The sequence below is a fragment of the Paenibacillus sp. FSL H8-0457 genome, from assembly GCF_038051935.1.
Lineage (GTDB): Bacteria > Bacillota > Bacilli > Paenibacillales > Paenibacillaceae > Paenibacillus_AQ > Paenibacillus_AQ lautus_A.
In genome coordinates this window covers 364,077-383,556 of the sequence record NZ_CP150293.1, presented here as the reverse complement: position 1 = coordinate 383,556, position 19,480 = coordinate 364,077, and the positions used below count along the sequence as shown (strand labels likewise).

Annotated in this window: 14 protein-coding genes; all 14 read right to left on the bottom strand. The window is 51.4% G+C overall.

The genetic code is table 11. The annotated features are described in order from the left end of the window. Positions 1–197 precede the first annotated feature (197 nt). A complete protein-coding gene (locus MHI43_RS01755) occupies positions 198–1,151 on the bottom strand; it encodes an ABC transporter permease (protein WP_012818560.1) in 954 nt (317 codons plus the stop codon). Positions 1,152–1,157: 6 nt separating this feature from the next. Continuing rightward, positions 1,158–2,213 carry an ABC transporter permease gene (locus tag MHI43_RS01750; protein ID WP_012818559.1) on the bottom strand — a complete coding sequence of 352 codons (1,056 nt, stop codon included), beginning with the start codon at positions 2,211–2,213 and terminating at the stop codon, positions 1,158–1,160. Then, a complete protein-coding gene (locus MHI43_RS01745; RefSeq protein ID WP_012818558.1) occupies positions 2,206–3,738 on the bottom strand; it encodes an ABC transporter ATP-binding protein in 1,533 nt (510 codons plus the stop codon). The genes MHI43_RS01750 and MHI43_RS01745 overlap by 8 nt, the downstream gene beginning before the upstream one ends. A gap of 396 nt (positions 3,739–4,134) precedes the next feature. After that, entirely contained in the window at positions 4,135–5,247 is a 1,113-nt protein-coding gene (locus MHI43_RS01740) for a BMP family ABC transporter substrate-binding protein (protein ID WP_012818557.1), read from the bottom strand. A 368-nt stretch (positions 5,248–5,615) separates the two neighbouring features. Further along, entirely contained in the window at positions 5,616–5,804 is a 189-nt protein-coding gene (locus tag MHI43_RS01735; RefSeq protein ID WP_012818556.1) for a hypothetical protein, read from the bottom strand. A gap of 413 nt (positions 5,805–6,217) precedes the next feature. Next, complete coding sequence (locus MHI43_RS01730; RefSeq protein WP_012818555.1) at positions 6,218–9,115, bottom strand: DUF4855 domain-containing protein; 2,898 nt, start codon at positions 9,113–9,115, stop codon at positions 6,218–6,220. Positions 9,116–9,431: 316 nt separating this feature from the next. Next, a complete protein-coding gene (locus MHI43_RS01725; protein ID WP_012818554.1) occupies positions 9,432–10,982 on the bottom strand; it encodes an extracellular solute-binding protein in 1,551 nt (516 codons plus the stop codon). Positions 10,983–11,089: 107 nt separating this feature from the next. Next, positions 11,090–11,956, bottom strand: a complete 867-nt coding sequence (locus tag MHI43_RS01720; RefSeq protein WP_012818553.1) for a carbohydrate ABC transporter permease — start codon at positions 11,954–11,956, stop codon at positions 11,090–11,092. A 184-nt stretch (positions 11,957–12,140) separates the two neighbouring features. Next, complete coding sequence (locus MHI43_RS01715) at positions 12,141–13,076, bottom strand: ABC transporter permease subunit (RefSeq protein ID WP_036664824.1); 936 nt, start codon at positions 13,074–13,076, stop codon at positions 12,141–12,143. Positions 13,077–13,250: 174 nt separating this feature from the next. Continuing rightward, positions 13,251–15,476: an AraC family transcriptional regulator gene (locus MHI43_RS01710; protein WP_036664826.1), complete on the bottom strand. Its 2,226-nt coding sequence runs from the start codon at positions 15,474–15,476 to the stop codon at positions 13,251–13,253. Positions 15,477–15,856: 380 nt separating this feature from the next. Further along, positions 15,857–16,876, bottom strand: coding sequence for an SPFH domain-containing protein (locus tag MHI43_RS01705; protein WP_036664827.1), 1,020 nt, complete (start codon positions 16,874–16,876; stop codon positions 15,857–15,859). A 20-nt stretch (positions 16,877–16,896) separates the two neighbouring features. After that, positions 16,897–17,697 (bottom strand): TPM domain-containing protein, encoded by an 801-nt coding sequence (locus tag MHI43_RS01700; RefSeq protein WP_036664829.1) that lies wholly within the window; start codon positions 17,695–17,697, stop codon positions 16,897–16,899. Further along, a complete protein-coding gene (locus MHI43_RS01695; RefSeq protein ID WP_009593950.1) occupies positions 17,694–18,725 on the bottom strand; it encodes a TFIIB-type zinc ribbon-containing protein in 1,032 nt (343 codons plus the stop codon). Before MHI43_RS01695 ends, MHI43_RS01700 begins: the two co-directional genes overlap by 4 nt. Before the next feature lie 27 nt (positions 18,726–18,752). After that, positions 18,753–19,457: a PspA/IM30 family protein gene (locus MHI43_RS01690; protein ID WP_187293020.1), complete on the bottom strand. Its 705-nt coding sequence runs from the start codon at positions 19,455–19,457 to the stop codon at positions 18,753–18,755. Between the last annotated feature and the right edge of the window lie 23 nt (positions 19,458–19,480).

Here is a 19,480-nt window from a genome sequence, read left to right as displayed (position 1 = left end):
TAATCGAATGCGCATTCAGGTGTTCACTCCTCTATTCTATTAAATTTTCTTACCTTATTTACTATATATACCAGATATGTTTTGGGAGTTCTAACCTAAAGTATGCTAGATGTAAAAAAACCTCCGATAGACCTAAACCCAAAGCTGGATAGGCATATCAGAGGTTCTATTTGTCTTACATCGACTTGCGCAATTCGTTACCGTTTACCTGAATCGAACGGCTCCCCTACCGCTTTCGGCGCATTCGAGGATTTGGAGAAAATCACGAGCGCGATCAGCGTGACGATATAAGGGAAAATCTTGAGAATGACCGGCGGGATCACCGCCAAGGACGGAATGACCTGCGATACGTTGGCTACCGTCGTGGCAAATCCGAAGAACAAGGTCGCCAGCAGGATGCCGAGCGGCTTCCATTGTCCGAAGATCAAGGATGCCAGAGCCAGGAACCCGAGTCCCGCAACGTTCCCCGTAAATTCGCCGGAATATGTCAACAGAATGACAGCCCCACCGAGTCCTGAAAAAGCACCCGAGATCATGACGCCGACATACCGCATGGACTGTACCTTAATACCGGCTGCTTCGGCCGCGTGCGGATGCTCGCCGCAGGACCGGAGCCGCAGACCGAAAGGTGTCCTGTACAGCACAAATGCACTGACCAAAAGCAAAATCAGAACCAGCCATGTCGTGGCATAGGTTTTCGTGAAGAATAAATCCCCGATAATCGGAATCTTGGAGAGACCCGGGAAATCAAACGGTTTGAATCCGCTGGTGATGCTGATCTTGCCGCTGCCCGTAATGTTGCGGGCAAGAAAAATCGTCAGGGCGCCCGCGATCATATTGATCGCCGTACCGCTTATGATCTGATTGGCACTGAGGTTGATGCTGGCAAACGCATGCAATAGCGAGAATAGCGCGCTCGCTGCCGCCGCCGCCAATAGGCCTACCCATAATACCCACCAATGGCCGGGCCATTGGGCCTGCATTTTGAATATGACAAAAGCGCCGATGAAAGAACCGACAATCATCAAGCCGTCAAGGCCGATATTGACGACCCCGCTTCGTTCACTGAACAGTGCGCCCAGGGCGGTAATCAAAAGCGGGATCGTGTAAGCGATGGCATACGGAAAAATCTGTTCAATCGTTGTCCACATATGTCCTTACTCCCCCTGCTTTTTATTTGCCGCGCGACGCAGCTTGAATTTACGGTACAGACGCTCGATCAAGATGCTGGTTGCCGCAAAATAGATAATGATGGCGATAATCGAATCGGCGATTTCCGGCGGAATCTCCGTCATGGCATTCATAAACCCTCTACCCGAGTAGAGAATCCCGAAGAACAGGGCCGACACCAAAACACCGATAGGTGCGTTGATTCCAAGCAGGGCTACGGCAATCCCGTCAAATCCCTGGCTCGGCAGAATGCCGATCTGCATGCTGGAGGCATTCCCCGCATACTGTGCAACACCCGCGAGGCCCGCGAGCCCACCGGAGATGAACATGGACAGCACGATGCTGCGTTTAACAGCGATCCCCGCATATTCGGAAGCGTGCCGGTTGAATCCGACCGCTTTCAATTCGTATCCGAGCGTTGTTTTGTTAATAAGGAAAGCGACGACCAGAACGGCGATCACCGCGATAAAAAAGCCCAGATTGACATAAGAACCTTGGAACATATCGGTGAGCCACTGCTGATGCAGCATGGCTTCCGGCGGAAGCTGGCGCGATTCCGTCTCCAGGCTCGCCCCTTTGAAGTAACCCGGAATGACATAATAAACGGTCCAGTAGGCCGTCCAGTTCATCATGATCGTGGATACGACCTCATGCACGTTATATTTTGCCTTCAGGAAACCGGGAACCACCGCCCATAGTGCGCCGCCGATGAAACCGACCAGCACCATGACCAAAAGGAGCAGAGCCCGCGGTAAATCCAGCGAAAGGCCGACAGCCGTTGCACAGAAACCACCGAACAGCATTTGGCCCGCAGCACCGATATTGAACAGCCCGGTACGGAAGGCAAAAGCCACGGACAAACCGGTCAAAATAAGCGGAGTCGCCGTCGCCAGCGTATTTCCGATCCGCTCCGGATTTTTAAGCCCGCCTTGGAGGAGATACTTATATCCTTCTATCGGATTATGCCCGGTCAGCGCCATAAGCAGTGCCCCCGCGATGAGTCCGAACAGGACGGCAAGCAACGATTTTACGCTGTTATTCATGTGGTGCCTCCTCTTTTTGATACCCGGCCATCATCAGTCCGAGTTCTCTTTCGTTCGTTTCGGAGGTTTTTACGATACCTACCAGTTCACCGTTATTGATAACGGCAATGCGGTCCGACAGATTCAGCACTTCATCAAGCTCCAGGGAAACCAGCAGAACGGCTTTCCCCTTGTCCCGCTGTTCGATCAGACGACGGTGAATATATTCAATCGAGCCTACGTCAAGGCCCCGGGTCGGCTGAACGGCAATAAGCAGATCCGGATCGCGCTCTACCTCGCGGCCGATGATTGCCTTTTGCTGGTTACCGCCGGACATCGAACGCACGATCGACCGGCCGCCCGTTCCGGAACGTACATCAAAACTCTGAATGATATGCTCCGCATGCTTGCGGATCGCTGCCGGCTGCAGCAGCCCGTTCTTGGAATACGGTGGGCGGTTATACACCTCAAGGATCAGATTCTCTTCAATCGTGTAATCCAGCACGAGGCCCCTCTTCTGGCGGTCCTCCGGAATGTGGCCGATTCCGCTCTCGTTCCGCTGACGGACGGAAAGTCCATTAAGCGTCTTACCATTCAGGATCACCGTCCCGCTCTCCGCTTGACGCAAGCCGGTAATGGCTTCCACCAGTTCCGTTTGACCGTTGCCGTCCACGCCGGCAATGCCCACGATCTCGCCGGCATGCAGATCCAGACTGAAGCCTTTGAGCGCATCGACTTTTTTACTGTTCTTCACGGTAAGCGACTGGATCTGAAGAACGGTCTTGCCCGGACGGCTCTCCTGTTTGTCCACTTTAAAGGAAACGCTGCGGCCTACCATCATTTCGGCCATCGCTTCGCGGCTCGTATCGGCCACGTCAACGGTACCGATCGTTTTCCCCCGGCGGATGACGGTACAGCGGTCCGCAACCGCTTTAATTTCTTTCAATTTATGCGTGATCAGAATGATCGATTTGCCTTCGTTGACCAGGTTCTTCATAATGCCCTGCAGATCTTCGATTTCCTGAGGGGTCAGCACCGCCGTGGGCTCGTCAAATATGAGCACTTCCGCATCGCGGTACAGCATTTTGAGAATTTCCACGCGCTGCTGCATCCCGACCGAGATATCCTCGATTTTGGCATAGGGGTCTACGTTGAGCCCGTATCGTTTGGACAGCTCCTCGACCCGCTTGGCTGCGGATCTCACGTCTAAACCAAAATAATACTTGCGCGTCTCGCTGCCGAGAATAATATTCTCGGTCACGGTAAACGGCTCGACCAATTTAAAATGCTGATGCACCATCCCGATTCCGAGTTTATTCGCGACGTTCGGATTCGAAATCCGCACGTCCTTGCCGTTGACTTTGATCACGCCACGGTCAGGCTGGTACATGCCAAACAGGATGCTCATCAGGGTCGACTTGCCCGCGCCGTTCTCGCCGAGCAGCGCATGAATTTCGCCCTTCTTCAGTTGAATCGTGATATCGTCGTTGGCCACGATTCCCGGAAATTCCTTGCGGATGCCCACCATCTCGACAACATAGTCCATGGTTTTGGGTCCTCTCCTTCTTTTTTGTTGGATATCTTCCTGTTCATCATTAACCGCTAAAAAAACGCGGATCGACTCACTTCCAAACAGCCAGAACGCAGTTCCATAGAGATCATTCTACATTCAATTTCAGGATGCAATCGCTTGCGCCGGTGATACGGTCTGTTACCTAAAATAGCCCCACAAAGTGGAGCCTATGCTTCGATGCTTGTTCCAAATACTTTGCAGGGGCCCCAAAACATATAGATGCGATTACAGAATTGCTTACGCTTCACTGAAACAACTATAAATTCTAATACCTTAAAAAAAGACGGAAGGAATCCGTCTTTTTTCATGCGGTATCGCTGCTTTTCAAGTAAGCCTATCCACGCTCCGTAGATAACTTGGTGTCTTGAATTACTTAATCAATTCGCCTTGCTCTGCGGCTACTTTAATTTCGCCGGCTTTGATCTTGCCAAACACTTCGTCTACTTGCTTCAGAACGTCCTCGCTCAAGTTCGGGTTATTCTCAGGAAGTCCGACGCCATCATTTGTGGCATCCAGCGTAAGCGTTTGTCCGCCCGGGAATTTGCCTTCGGTTTCGGCTTTGATCATATCGTAAGCCGCATGGTCGATTTTCTTGACAGCGGAAGTCAGAACAACGGACTTGTCGCCTTCGTAAACGCCGTCTTGGTATTGGTCAACGTCGACGCCGACGATCCAAACTTCGGATCCGTTCTGCACGCGAGTCTTCGCTTCGTTAATCGCACCGACGCCAACGCCGCCTGCAGCAGCGAAGATCACGTTTACGCCGCGGTCATACATTTGAGCCGCCAATTGGCTGCCTGCCGCAACGTCGTCAAAAGATCCTTGGTACACCACGTTTTCTTTATTAATTACTAGTTTCGTGCCGAGATTCTCGTTAGCATAAGCTACACCCTGCTGGAAGCCCCAGTTGAACTTCTGTACAGGCGGAATTTCCATGCCGCCGATAAAGCCTGCTTGTCCATCCTTCACATGAAGGGCAGTCGCTACGCCAGCCAGGAAGCCGGACTCTTGCTCAGCGAAGAAGATGGATACGGTATTTTCTTTAACGACCGGTGTTGCGCCTTCTTCTCCAGATTGAGGCGTTCCGTCAATAATTACGAATTTAGCGTCTTTATACTTGTCCTGTGCTTTGAACACGGCTGTTTCGAATTTGAAGCCTGGCGTTACGATAAATTTAAATCCGGCATCGTACAGGTTACCGATCTCTTTCGAATAGTCGGCTTCTGTGGTTCCGGCCGGCTTCAGGTATTTATACTCCATTTTGAAGTCCTCGTTCGCCTTCACGATACCTTCGTATGTGCCTTGGTTAAACGACTTGTCATCGATCGTTCCAGCGTCTGTAACCATCCCTACCTTGAATTTTGCCTTAGGTGCGTCGCCGCCTGCGCCGCCGCTTGGCTCTGACGCTGGTTTGTCGCCGCAACCCGCCAGCATTGTGACAGATAACGCCAAACTGATTAAAGATATGACCCCTTTTTTCATTAAGGATAACCCTCCTAGGTATATATGCCCGAATACTAGATTCGCGCTATTTACAATATATTAATAAAAGTGACCCTTTTCAACATAAATTTGGGTGAATCTGTCAAACTGCATCTGTGCCGCGGTGAAACGTTTAAGACATGTTTTATTCCAATTCTAGTAGAGATAGGAAGACGTAATTTTCGTATCGTTGATTTAACAGTTTTTATAGATAACACGGGGGTTACAGGCGGTGTGATACGAAGCGTGGGCAAGGGTTCAGACCCTTCAATTTGGAAAAAAATAAATGCGCATTACGAAAATAAAGCACCTTGGCCAAGGTGCTTATAGACATGCTGTTCATTCGATGAATGGCTGTGAATGATTATTCACTTGCGACGGATTTTCATCATGCGGTTATATGTAATGAATGCGGCAATAATCATCGCGATAAAACCCAGATTGCTCGCCGACTCCGGCGACATGCCAAACACGCCCGCCAAACTCGTGACCAAGTTATTCGTAAGCAGCGCCACCGCAATCAGCATGACTGGACGCCACACGCTGTACCTTTTCATCCTCGCAACACCCCCAGGCAGTTTCGAAACCATTCAAACACAAACCACTTAAGTGGTTAGCTTCATCTATTAGATGCATTATACCATGAATAAGTATGCGTTTACATTAATCTTAACTTTCGCAGTATGAATTTTTTAGATAGCCCGCAATTACTTCATTATATGAGACGTGTTCATAAACATCGGGATGCATCAGATATTTATCATACGGTCATCAAGACCGATTCGAAAGTAAAAGCCATAGGTCACAGCGTGGAAATCACGCTGCATCCATGGCTTTTTTACGAAACATAAATTAATTATCATGCATTATGCCGCGACAGAATTTATCACGGAATGCCCTCATCCTAAATCAACATCATGGAAATCAGGCCGCATGCCATCGGAATTTGAGCTCGTGCTGGAATAACTCATCAGTCCTTTTTATTGTACTCGAATGAAATCTTAACGGGAGCCGACATTCCTTCCATAGAGAGATAGGCATCGCAGGTTCCCTTTAAATTGCCGGTAAGCTTGATCGTGAATTGGAAACTTCCCGTTTCCGTACTGGTCGTCTGGCCTTCGTACCGAACTTTCCCTTTCGAATCGAGTATTTTCAAATTCACTTGGGACTGACTGCCGTTCACGACCAGACCGTCGATCGTCAATTTCTTCGCAGCGGCATCCACCAGGGCTCTTGCGCCGTCGATTGCAGTGCCACCCCCCGCATGGCCGTCAATGCCAAGAACTTCGATTTCATCAAGGAAGACCCAGACGTTGACCGGGAATTCCACTTTAACGTAGCGGGCAGACACTTTATCGGCTCCCGCTTCCCCCGGCACACCGTCTGTTATCCCGCTCCAACCCACGAACTCGGCCGAGGCAGCATCCTGTGCCGGTGGCGGAGAAACGGTTGCCAGCGTGCTCCAGGATTGGCCGTCAGATGAAACGGAAAAAGTAACGTTCGGAGGAAAATAGATGCCGGGTCCTTTATCCTGAAGAAAATGGGCTCTAATCGCCCCGATCGATTTGTTGCCGCCCAAATCAAATGTGATGGTGCGGCTTCGTTCGTCAGGGTAGTCGCTTCCCGCATGGGCCTGCCACTGCTCGGTGCGGTAATCCGTCCCGCCGAATCGGCCGTCCGTAAGTTCGTTCCCGGAATCGGGATAGTTGCTGTTAGGCTGCTGTGAAATTGTATAGCTTTGGCCAAGAACCAGATTGCTGAGTCCCCCTCCGTCAGACCAGGTATGAATGAGAACTTGGGCGTAGGAATCAAGCACCGTTGCGGCCGGGACCGAAATCAACCCTTGCGCTTGGACGGCCGGGTCGTGAATGTGCGCGAGAAAATCCTGCATATACGTCACGGCTTCCTTCGGCTTGTTATCGTCCAAAAGAAGCTTGATGGTCTGCAATCGATACGTCAAATCATTACCAAAAGCCGGCTTGATTTCGTTCGATGCGACATAACGCTGCACAACCTCCGCCATCGTCTCCGGCGCCGGGCTGCTATCGATGGCGTACGTTCCGTTCAAATACTGGTACAGCCAGTCATACATTAAACGCAAACTTGGATCCTTGCTTACCCCTAAGTTGTATACTGCATTATTGCCTTGATAGTGAGCTCTGAAGCCATTTTGCATCAGACCGGATCTGACGCCGCTGTCTAAGTATTCGACAAAACGCTGACGAAGTACGGGATCTGTCAGCATTCCGTCATCAAATTCAACTTCGTTCCCCATTCCGTATCGCTTTGCAGTATCCGTAGCATCGTCCAGACGGTCGGAATCCATTCCGCCAAAGAAATAGTTAGGCTGAAGCGCCGCGGCATCGAACCCTACGTCTTTCCACATAAACATTTTGTAAGCATATGAGTGTGGAATCCAGAAAACCTTCATGTTCATGGCGTGCACTTTATCCGACACCATGCGAGCTATGTCCGGTCCCGATTCGGATATGTCGATTTGTTCCGGCATCCAGTACATGCCGACAAGCTCAAGATTCGAGTAGTTGGCAGCCTGCCATCTTTGCCGGGTCTGGTCCAGCCACCACTGCACCGCTTTTCCTCTGTTTTCAGACGCTTTTTCTTTGCCTACGACGGAGTCGTTGAAATTTAAGGAGCCGCTACCGTCAATGTCGCCAAAATTGGTTAAGGATTCCCCTGGATTCGGAATCATTAACACAACCTTGACTTGATGATCGGGCTGTTTCAGCTTGGCCCCAACTTCCTTGGCAGCCTCATTCAACTGCTGCATATCGCCCGTGGCTGCAAATGTTTTATCCAAATACCATTTCCAATCGTCCAGGTTCGTTTGTCCCTGACCGAAATCGCGACCGGCAGGCGAAGCAATCCCGAGATACAGAACGCCGTCATAAAGCCAATCGACCGGCTCGCCGTCTTTATTTACATAACTGATATTAGGGATAATCCGTTCCTTCTTCCAATCGCCCAAACCATTCGCGTATTGTCCGTTATACAGCAGATTCAGATTCCGGATCCCGGCCGTAGCTTCCCCCGGCTCCAAGAAATGAGGCTGCTCGGCAGGAACCTTTACCGAACCGTCAACCTTGCCGTCCATACCCATAATTTCGATTTCGTCAATGTATTCCCACTGTGTAGGATGCATAAAAAAGGTCACCTTCACATAACGGGCATAAGCCAGCTTGCCATCCGTATTCCCGCCTTTGATTCCATCCCGGCTGCCATCCCATTCAAAGGTCTCCTGTCTGGGCGGTCCTTCTCCCCACAGAAGCTGCGTAGCGTTATGGGAAAGCAGCCCCCAATTTTCCTTATCGTCGGAGACATACATCGATACCGACAGCGGCACGAGAATCGAATTCGTAGGAAAATCTTGAAAGAAATTAGCCGTGATCTTTCCAATTGACTTTTCCTCACCGAGATCGAACACGACTTCGCGAGCCTTTCCGCGCAGATGTCCTACCCATGCCGGGTCGTTCATATCCAATGCGCCGTATTTTCCGTCCGTAAGCTTGTATCCGTCATCGGGATGCGAAGCTTCCGGAGCTTCAGACCATTCATACGGAAGGCCGGCCGCGAGATTGCGGAATTGCGTCTCCTGCACAGCCCAAGATACTACCGCTTGATCGCCTTTTGCTTGTGGTGCCTGTTCCGCTGTCGGTTCACCAGCATCCGTCAGTTGATCCAGATCGACCTGTAGATTACCCGAATCATTCCCTGCTTCCATCTGGTCTGCACCTGCCGCCTGCAGGACAGTCACATCCGGAACAAGCGATTTCGCCTGAACCGCAGAGAGCGGAGTCAGTAGTAATACGGCTGCCATTAATCCGGATAACCATTTTTTATTCAAATTCATCAAGGCCAGCTCCTTTTCTTTATTCTCGAGTACAGAAATATCAAAAACTTTAAACCCTTATTTCTGTTCCGGGTGAACGCTAGATTTTAATCCCCCCTTTCGCGTATTCCGCATAAGCAAGCAGCAAAGTGTATAAGATCGGCTTCCTCCGGAAGAGGAAGCCGTCACCGCCGCATCCAGTGCCGCGGCACGAAGTTTCCAGGTGGGCAACGGCAGTAATACTGCGCAGCCAAACACTCCGCACTTCAAGCGATCTGAGGCGTGGATAGGCAGTGGATAAGCAAACTTCGGTTATCCTTGTTCAAGTGATTCTGTTTTATTCCGCCTTCGCCGCCAGGAACTCGTCAATTTGCTTTTGCAGCTCCTGCTGAATCTTGTGGAGGGCGGGGCCGGCTTCCGCTTCGAATTTCTTCAATGTGTCCTCCGGATCAATAACCCCGTTAAACAACGCCGTGTAGTATTGCCCGTCGACTGTATTGTACTGGCTGACCTCGTTTTGCACCGGGGTACTGTCGAATTCGAAGCCGGCCAAAATGTCGGTGGTGAACATGTCGGCATCGCGAAGCACGGCATCCATTTCATCATTCTGCGGATCACCGCCTACAACACTGCGCTCATCGACCGGATTCCATAGCCAGACATAGCCGAATGCGGAGTAGCCGGATGTATCCAGGTTTTTCATTTTGTCTTCTCCTACCGCTTCCCAGTGCTTTCCTTCGATTCCATAAGAGAGCAGGTCGTAGTTTTCCTTCTCATTCGCCCAGTTCAGGAACATAATCGCCCGCTCCTTGTTCTTGCTCACCTTCGGAACAGCGAGGAAATTCCACTGTTTAAAATTGGTCAAATTCGCGCCTTTTTCCGGGTTAAAGAAGGTGACCGTTTCCAGCTCGCCTCCCGGTACGTTGTTCTTGAACGTGTTCTTGAGGGAATCGCCGATGCCGAACGCGCCGTTTGTGACGATTGCTACTTTGCCTGCCGATATTGGCTGGTGAAAATCTTTTGTCGTCAAAATGTCCTTGAAGATCAGTCCGTCTTTAAACCACTTGTGCGTGTTCGCCAGCCACGTTCCGATCGGCTCCCGATCCTCCAGCAAATTGTAAACTTTGCCGTCATTGTTCTTGTAGTAGAGCATCAGGCTGTTGCCCAGGGCGTGGGTCGGTCTGACATGGGTTTCGTAATCGTTCAGCGCATGGTGAGCGACAAATGAATAAGTGGCGGAGCCTGCGCTCATCGGGATAATGCCTTTCTCTTGCTCCTTTACCTTGTAAGCGAAAGCGATCAATTCTTCATATGTCTTGATCGGCGGTACGCCCAGCTTCTCGCGAATGTCTTTGCGCACCATGTACGAATTGCCGGACATGTAGCTGACGCCGAGCGGAACGGCCATAATTTTGCCGCCGTATTTGTTGTAGTCCCACATTTGCTGCGGCCGTTTCTCCAGCACCGTTTGGCCGTACTTGGCCAACAGGTCATCCAGCGGTTCATAGAATCCGTTTGCAATCATCTGATTGATGTGCAGCCATGGCGCATCGAAGATGAGATCGATGTTTTCGCCGGAAGCAAGCGTTACCTGTGTCTTTTGCGCCAGATCGGACCAGGGTACGAAGACGACGTCGAGTTTGACGTTGATCGTATCCTTCATCCGCTTTTCTGCTTCGGCGATGACCAAATCCATATCCGACGGCCGATCGCCGGGAATCATGATTTTCAGCGTCACCTCTTCAAGTTTGGCGTCATCGCTGGCGCTGTCTCCGGTTTGACCCGACGGTCCGGGCGTCTTCCCTTCCCCTTCGTTCTTGCCCGAACAACCCGCAATCGCGATGAGCGCAATCAATAACACAAGCGCGATGGACAATAATCTTTTCATGGTTCCTTCCCCCTGAATCAATAATAGAGAAAATAGGCGGATGAGCCGGTTCATAAACAGCAGCGATGGAAAGCTCGAACCGGCCAAACGCCTTCACGTTTGCGGCTCTACCCTTTTACCGAACCAAGCGTCAAACCTTTTATAAAGAAGCGCTGGATGAAGGGATAGACGAACACGATCGGGCCGATGGTAACGCAGACGATCGCCAGCTGCATGCCATAGGTCGGCACGACGACGTTGTACTGCGTCTGGCTCCCGCTCACATAAGCCATAACATTCAAATTGGACATAAGCTGGCGGATCATCATCTGCAGCGGCAGCATTTTGTGATTGTCGATAAACAGCAATGACAAGTACCAGTCGTTCCAATATTGCAGCGCGTAAAACAGGCTCACCGTGGCGATAACAGGCAGCGAAATCGGCCAGATGATGCGAAAGAAAATATAGAGATCATTGGCGCCGTCCACAGTCGCAGCTTCATTCAATTCATACGGCAGCGTCCGGTAGTATGAGACAAGAATGAAGGCATAGAACGGATTAAGCAGATAGGGCAAAATGAGCGCCCACACCGAGTCTTTCAGCTGCAGCCAGTTGGCGATCAGCATGTAAAAGCCGACAAGTCCTGCACCGAACAGCATCGTCAGGAAGGTTAGAAACGATAAAATATGGCGGTACTTCACTTTCCGGTGGCTCAGCGTGTACGCATAGGCAGCTGTCAAGAGTACGCCCAGCGCCGTGCCGGCGATCGTCACGATCATCGTAATGCCGTAGCTTAGAAACACCTGCTTGCCGGAAAGCAGAAATTTGTACGCATGGAGGCTGAATTTGCTCGGCAGCAACTGGTATCCCGCCGTCTGCAGAAGCGATTCATCGGCGAACGAGTTGATGAACACAATCCAGAACGGAATGAAGCAAAACAGCGCAAAAGCGCCCAGCACCGCGTACATCAAAACAAGAAACAACCGTTCTCTCACTTCGATCACACCTTAACTGGTTGGGACTGAAGCAAAGGGCCGGTTCGGAGCTGGAGAAACGCAAGTGGTCGCCTTTGTTCCCGAATCGTATCCGCTTAACGAGCTTATACGATCATAACGATTCGGGAACAACAGCGATCGGAAGCCCGAATCCGGCCTCATGCCAACTCGCCCAACCTTCCTTTTAGAATAGTCTTGAATCCGCGTCCACCTTGCGCGCGATCGCATTGAAGATCAGAATCGTGACAAGCCCCATGGAGGACTGGTACACGACAACGGCAGCGGACATGCTGAAGTTCCCCAGCTGCCTCAGCGCACGAAACGCATACGTATCGATGACATCTGTCGTTGGAAAGAGTATGCCGTTATCTCCGATGATCGCGTAAATCATGCCGAAATCGCCGTAGAAAATACGGCCAATGCCAAGCAGCGCCAATATCATCACGGTCGGCCGCATCAACGGCAGCGTTATGTAGAGCATCTGCTGCATCCGGCTCGCGCCTTCTATTCGGGCGCTCTCGTAGTATTCCGAGGAGATGCCCGTAATGACGGCCAAAAAAATAATGGAATTATAGCCGGCGATCTTCCAGGCGCTAATGACGGTTAAGATATACGGCCATACGCCAGGCGTCAAATACCAGTCCACTCCTTCGTTGCCAAGTGCGGCAAGCGCGCGGTTAATGAGCCCCTCGGATGTGCTGAATAGCGTCAACGTCATCATGCTGACGACAAGCCAAGAAATGAAATACGGTAAAAAAATAAACGATTGCGTGATTCGCTTGAACAGCCTGTTACGGATTTCGTTCAGAAAGATAGCCAGCACGACCGCGCTGCCGAGTCCGGTTACGAGAAACAGTGCATTCAGGAAAACGGTATTCAGCGTCACCCGCAGCCAGTCTTTCCCATTGAAGAAAAACTCGAAGTTTTTAAATCCGACCCATTCGCTCCCCCATATTCCATCGGATAGCCGGTAATTCTGGAAGGCGAGCAGATGCCCGGCCATGGGCATATACGCAAATACGGCCAGAAACGCAATGCCGGGCAGCGCCAGTAAGTACAAATACCGGTTCCGCGACAGCTCGCGCACAAACGACCCGCCGAACCTTCTACGTCGCTCCAAAGAGCGCCCCTCCTTTCTTGTGCGGCTTGCAGGATTCGAACGGAGCCATCGTAGCATTCACGGTTGCGGCTTGCCTAGTTCTCATTGGCCAGATTCGGTTCTCGCGCGGCCGATTCGCGAGCGTTCGGCCGATTGTTATTGGTCTGGCGAGTTCTCAATCGCCCGCTGACCTTTCTAATTCGCAGAGTTCCCGGCTATCTGCCGCGTCCGCTCCATCCGCTCGTCCGCCTTGCTGTCGCGGTATTGGCTCGGCGTCATGCCGGTCGCTTTTTTAAATGCGGTGAAAAAGTGGCTTTTCGTCTGAAAACCGGACTGCTCTGCAATTTCGGTGATCTGCATGCTGGTCTGCTCCAGCAGCTCCTTAACCTTCCCGAGCCGCTCGTTCAAAATGAAATTCGATAGAGGCATGCCATAATGTTCGTGAAACAGCTGCCGGACGTATTTGGCCGACAAAGCGATATGGTCAGCGATATCGTCTACCGACAGCATCGGGTCATGGGTATGGTAGCGGACGTACTCGATGATTTCCCCAATCAGCTTTTCCTTGCGATTGAATCCCTTTTGGTCGCTAAGCTGCCGGATCATCCGCCCGGTCTCTTCCTTCAGCCATTCGCGAACCTCGGTAAGCGTGGCGAACTGCCTCAAATGGCGCTCAATCCCTTCAACACTCTGGATAGACATCACTTTGCTGAACGACTTGACGATCGCAAACAGAAGCAGCTTCAGTTGGAATTGGCACTCGGTATATTTCATCGTCTGCAGGCGCGTGAACACCTCGTCCAGCATGGCCAGCACCTTCTCTTCTTTGCCGGTGCGAATCGTCTGGATCAAGCTTTCATGCACGGCGGAGTCGATCGGCGCCTGTAAATCCGCATACCGTTCAAAGTCTTGTTCGACGTAGATTTTGTCATCACCGCTGACAAACTTGAATAATGTCAGTTCGTTCATGTCGTCGTATACTTTGCGTAAATCGTCATGTACGCGCCGCGCTTCGCTTTCGGCGATCGTCACGTCCAGCTTTACGTAACGGCTGACTTGACGGCTAAGCTCCTTGAGCTCTTGGGTCAACTCGGGATCAGGGAGGGAACTGGCCGTGCCAACCAGCACGACCAGATGGTCGGTCCCAAAATCGACCACCTCGATCGGCCGTTCTGATGTGCCAAGCAGCTCCTCTGCGATATTGCCGATTGCATACTTGAGCAGCTTGCGAGAGAAGAAATCATACCGCTCGGATATCTCGTAATAGGAATCGATCTTGATAACAGCCAACCGAAGCCACTCATAGTCAAGCAGGCACGATTCGCGGACAATCGCCGCTCTGGCGCCGTCGCTCAGCCTGCCCTGCAGCAGCCATTGCCGCAAATATTCGGTCTTGATCAGCGGATAATGATCGCGAAGCATAACGACGCCCTGCTCGATGACGCCGTAATCGTTCTCCCCCTTTACGCCCAGCTTCCGCTGAAGTTGATCCGCCAGCCGGCGAAATGGCCCGACGAAACGGCGCGAATTCCAATAGGCGACCAGAAGCAGCGCCGCGAGCAGCAGGAGCGAGCAGACGATGATGACGGTTTTGAACGCCCCGGCCTTTTCGCGGAATTGCTTCATTTCAGTGACGGATATAATGGTCCACTCCGGCGATCCCATCCGCGCATAGTTGACGAATGCTTTTCCTCTGGCGCTGTTCATCTCGAATGATCCCCGCTTCTGCCCTGTCTGGATGTTATCGATGGTCTCCTCGAGCCGACCATCCCCTTCGCCCAGAATCAATCTTCCTCGATCATCCACGATCGAGAGCAGTGTATCAGCTCTCTCGTCGCCTGAGATCAAATGCTTCTGCAGCTCCTTCTTGTCAAACAGGACGACAAGATACCCGTCCCGGCTTTTCTGCACAGGTGTCGAAGGAAGCTGAAGCGCCAAATACGATTGGTTTCCTATCCGGTGATCAAAATAGCGGAGGAAATTCCCGGGAGTGCGCTCGATTCGCTGCAGCATCGCCTGATCGGCAAATTCCTCGAACGAAACTAATCCAGCTTTGGCGTCGATCACCTCACGTTTGCGGATGCTGAATAAGTAAGCGGTTTCAATATAAGGCTCGTGAGATAAATATTTAGATAACACCCCCATCGTGCTGGCATTTTGAAGCAGGTTGTCGGCTGAAGCATACATCCAGTTTTGCACGGAATGATCCTCGTACATGGTCAGGCTGTACCATTTCAGCTTGGCCAGGATGTACTCGACCCGCTCCGCCATTTCGTCGATGCGGTCCTGATTAAACGTTCCCATCTGCGAGTATGCGAAATGAGAAAACCGGTTGGCCAGAAACAACGAGAACGGTATGATGGTCATTGCAAAAAAGATGCCGCTAATCACAAATATGCGCCAGGATGTCGATCTGAACATAGTATCCCCCTGTCCCCCTTCGTCTTTCGGAGTTCTCTTATGACCGATATGTCCTATCATAATGTACCCCTTTTCCATTTGCCTAGTTCTCATTTGTCCGTCAAGTTCTATTTCTCCGGATTCGCGCTGCGGCACCTTCCTTCCTGCCCTCGGAGGCTGTTCTTCATTCCAGTTGTGAGCCACTTCCTGCGGAAAGGTAGATACATAACTCAGCTACGGCGTTCATAGCAAAAAAGCCCCCTCACTTTATGAGTGAGGGGGTCGTGAGTTAAATTGACTTTTAATAGAAGAAATAACGCAGTTCGCATCGTTTTAACCGTGACATCAAAACCTTATGTCCATCCCAAGGTTGTGCGTTTATTCGTGCTGTTGGCTTTCATTCAACCCAGCTTATGACCACAATTTGGACAGAAGTTCGCCCCTTCGTTCTTCGCGCCGCAGTTCGGGCAGAAATTGGGCTTCTTGTTTCCTTCGGAAGAGGACGAGGCTGCTGGGGCGGATTGCTCCTTCGCGGCCGGAGACTGCTGGCTTTGATTTTGATTGTTTTGGCCCTGGTTCTGATTCATATTTTTCATCATTTCATTGGCCATGTTCATCCCCATCATCATGCCTGCCATATCCGAAGCCGCACCGCCGCCTTTCACCTTGCCGGACGCGATCCCGTCCGTCATGCTGACCTGCTGGTACTTTTGCAGATTGCCGATCATTTCATGGGAGGCCGTCTTCGTGATCATATCCTGAATCTCCTTCGGATAATTGAAGCTCATCACCTGGAAGCCGGTGATCGTCATCCCGTTGTCCATCACTTCCATGTCGAGGTCTTCCCGAATCCCTCTGGCGATGTCGGAAGCGTTCGCCTGCAGATTGAACATGTCCTTGCCTTCGCGGCTGATCCACTTCATCAACAATTGATCGAGAACCGAACTGATCCGGATTTTCACGTCCTCCACAAGGTAGCTCTCTTTGATCCCGGCAATCCTGTCGATCAGCGTTACGTAATCGTTCACTTTAAAATTAAACGTGCCGTTGGCACGGATCGGCATGCCGCCCGGCAGCTGCGGCGTCGGGATCAGGACCGGGTTCTGCGTCCCCCATCGGACGGTGAATTCCTTGGTGTTAACGAACAGCACTTCCACGCGCATACCGCTGTTAAAGCCGAATTTAAAACCCTTTAGGGTAGAAAGGAACGGAATGATGTCTGAGTCTATGTTATATACGCCTTCATCCTCGAAAATCCCTTCGATTTTGCCGTTATTGATGAATATCGCATCCTGACCGGAGCGAATGACCAGCTTGCTTCCTTTTTTGATCTCCCGATTGCGCCATTTCCAGAAAATCATGTCATCTCTAAACTCTTCCCATTCCACTACGTTGGAGAATTGGTTCTTGAAAAATCCCATTGATGCTCCATCCCTTCCCATTAAAATTTCCCGCTGCTGCTGCTGTGCGAATGGCCGCCGCCGGTGACGCCGCCTCCGCCTCCGCCACCCGAGCCGCTGCTCGTGTTGCGCTCTATTTTCCGCTTTGTCACGGTTGTTCTGATATATCGGTCCTGCTGATTCAAGATCCCCGATGTGCTGGCATCCTCATAGGTCCGGCTGTTAACCGTGACCCGCCCGCCGGAGCGGTAAGCCATGATGCCCACGGCGATCGCGCCGATGGCAGCGGCAGCTCCCAGCTGAAACCAGAGATTAAATACAATATTATCCGGGTTCACGTCCGGCTCAAAGCCCATGTACCGATGAGCGGTTTTGATGTATTTTTCAAAAGCCTGCTTGTAATTGCCGCTCGACAAGTCCGGAGTAATCTTGCTGCGTATTTTGGTCAGTCTCCCGGAATCGAGATACTTCTCAGCCTTATAATAACCTTCCAAATGCACGTTACGAGAACCGTCACGAGCACTCATTACAATGGTTAAAATAGCGGTATTCCCGTGCGGCTTATCATATCCGGGGGCATACTCATCGTAAAAGTTTTCGGTCCATAACTCATAATCATCATTCGGGACACTGTTAACGGTAAGTATCATAAAATCCGTCTCGCGTTCGGCGCCGTACTCATTCGCCATCGCATTCAGCTCATTCCGTTCTTCCGGACTAAGCAGATTCGCTTCATCAAAGATCAAAGGCTTATCATCCGCGGCTTTGACGATCCCGGAGGGCGCTATCAAATTAACCGTTAGTAAAAATAAGACCGCCCATAACGCATATCGTCTTCTCACAGGAACCCTCCCCCCATCGCCCAGGAGATCAGCTTCAAGGATAACAAGGAGACGCCCGAAATGCCCGCGAACCACCCGGCCACCTTCGCTTTGCTGATCGGCGGCTTGCCGACTACCTTGCCCGTCTGTCCGTTCATCGCAAACGTATACTCCGATTTGTTGTAGTCATAGTGCACCATCCATACCGGAAGAAGGACGTAATCCGCCTGTTTCTTGGTGGTATCGATCCGTTTGTTGGTATAACTCACGGTCGTATATCCTGAGACCGCCGACGAAATATACGAATCAATGAAGGAGCTGATCTTTTCCTTAGCGCGCGGAAGAAGCTGTTCGTCGTCATGGCTGTATTTTTCCGCTATGTACCCGGCGAGATACGGCGTCTTGAATTCCTTCAGCTGCTGATAGGGAAATGGCTCCAGCTTATCCATCAGCTCATCGTTCATTTTCTCCGAAGCATCGATCGGCACCTTCACGTAATTCAAGCGAATCTTCCGGTAGATGTCGAAATGCTCGGTCTCCGTGTACTGGTAATCTCCTTGCGTGTAAGTTCTCACCTTGGTGCCTTGGCCATGAACCTCAACCCGATTATGCAGCTCATACAGCCAGAAGGGGACGTAGATCCCGGTGATGCCCTTGATCCGGTCCGCTGTCATAAATCCGCTTGGCGTCAAAAGGCCGTTCCGGCACCATTTCTTGAACGCCTTCATCGCCTCTTCCTTCGTAATCGAAAAAGGGATGACCTTCACCGGTGCCAGCTCGCCGCTCAACCGGTCGCTGAGCACGACGGCCGATCCGCAGAAGCTGCAGGTCGTGGCACTGGTCTCCGGCTCGGTCACGATCACGGCTCCGCAGCTGTTGCAATGGTACTCCTTTACCTCGTCTTCCGCGAACACCTGCTTCTTCAGCGGGTCGGGGATTTCCTCGATATTGTCTTTTCTTCCGCAGCTGGGGCAAGACAACATTCCCGTATCGCCGTCAAAAACCATGCCGCTGCCGCAGTTCGGACATTTGTATTCAATTACCGGCATTTGCTCACCTCGATAACAATGAAATGGTTACTCCTTCTTGTTCAGCTTTTCTTTGATCGCTTCCAGTTCATCCTCGGCATTAGGAGGTGAAGTCGGGGCAGCTCCGTCCTTGCCCATGTTCTTCTCCAACTCCGCGATCAAATCGTCCAGGTCATCTTCCTTCGCTCCTGCGCGCAGCTCAGCCAGGGCCTCCGCTTCATCCAAAGCGCGGCTCGCTTTCTCCTCCATGGTATGGAATGCCGCGTTGGCACCGCCCAAGGAGGATCGGCCGGCATTCAGCTCCTGCTGGGTTTTCGCAGCGGCCATCTTCCCTTTCAACTCGGCATAGCGAGCTTCCAGCTGACTCATATCCGACCCCAGCTTATCCTGCAATTGCTTCATCCTGACGGCGTTTGCGGAAGCCGATTCGTGAGCTGCCTGCAGGTCGCTTAGCTTCTCGGCATGCGCTGCTTTTCGCTCCAGGAACTTCAGGGCATCGCCTTCATTTCCCGCTTCCACGGCCTTCTCCGCATATCGCTGCAGTTTCTGGATTTCGGCGCTGCACTCATCCAGTGCCCGCTTCGCTCTCCGCTCATCCGAGAGCACGGAAGCGGTCTCCGCTTTCACCTTACCCAGATCGCCGTTCAAACTCCGCATATAGGTATCGATCGTTTTCTCCGGATCTTCCGTCCGTTCCAATAACGAATTCACATTCACCCTCATAATATCCTTAAACCTCGATAAGATTCCCATCATGTGCGTCCCCCTCGAAAAGT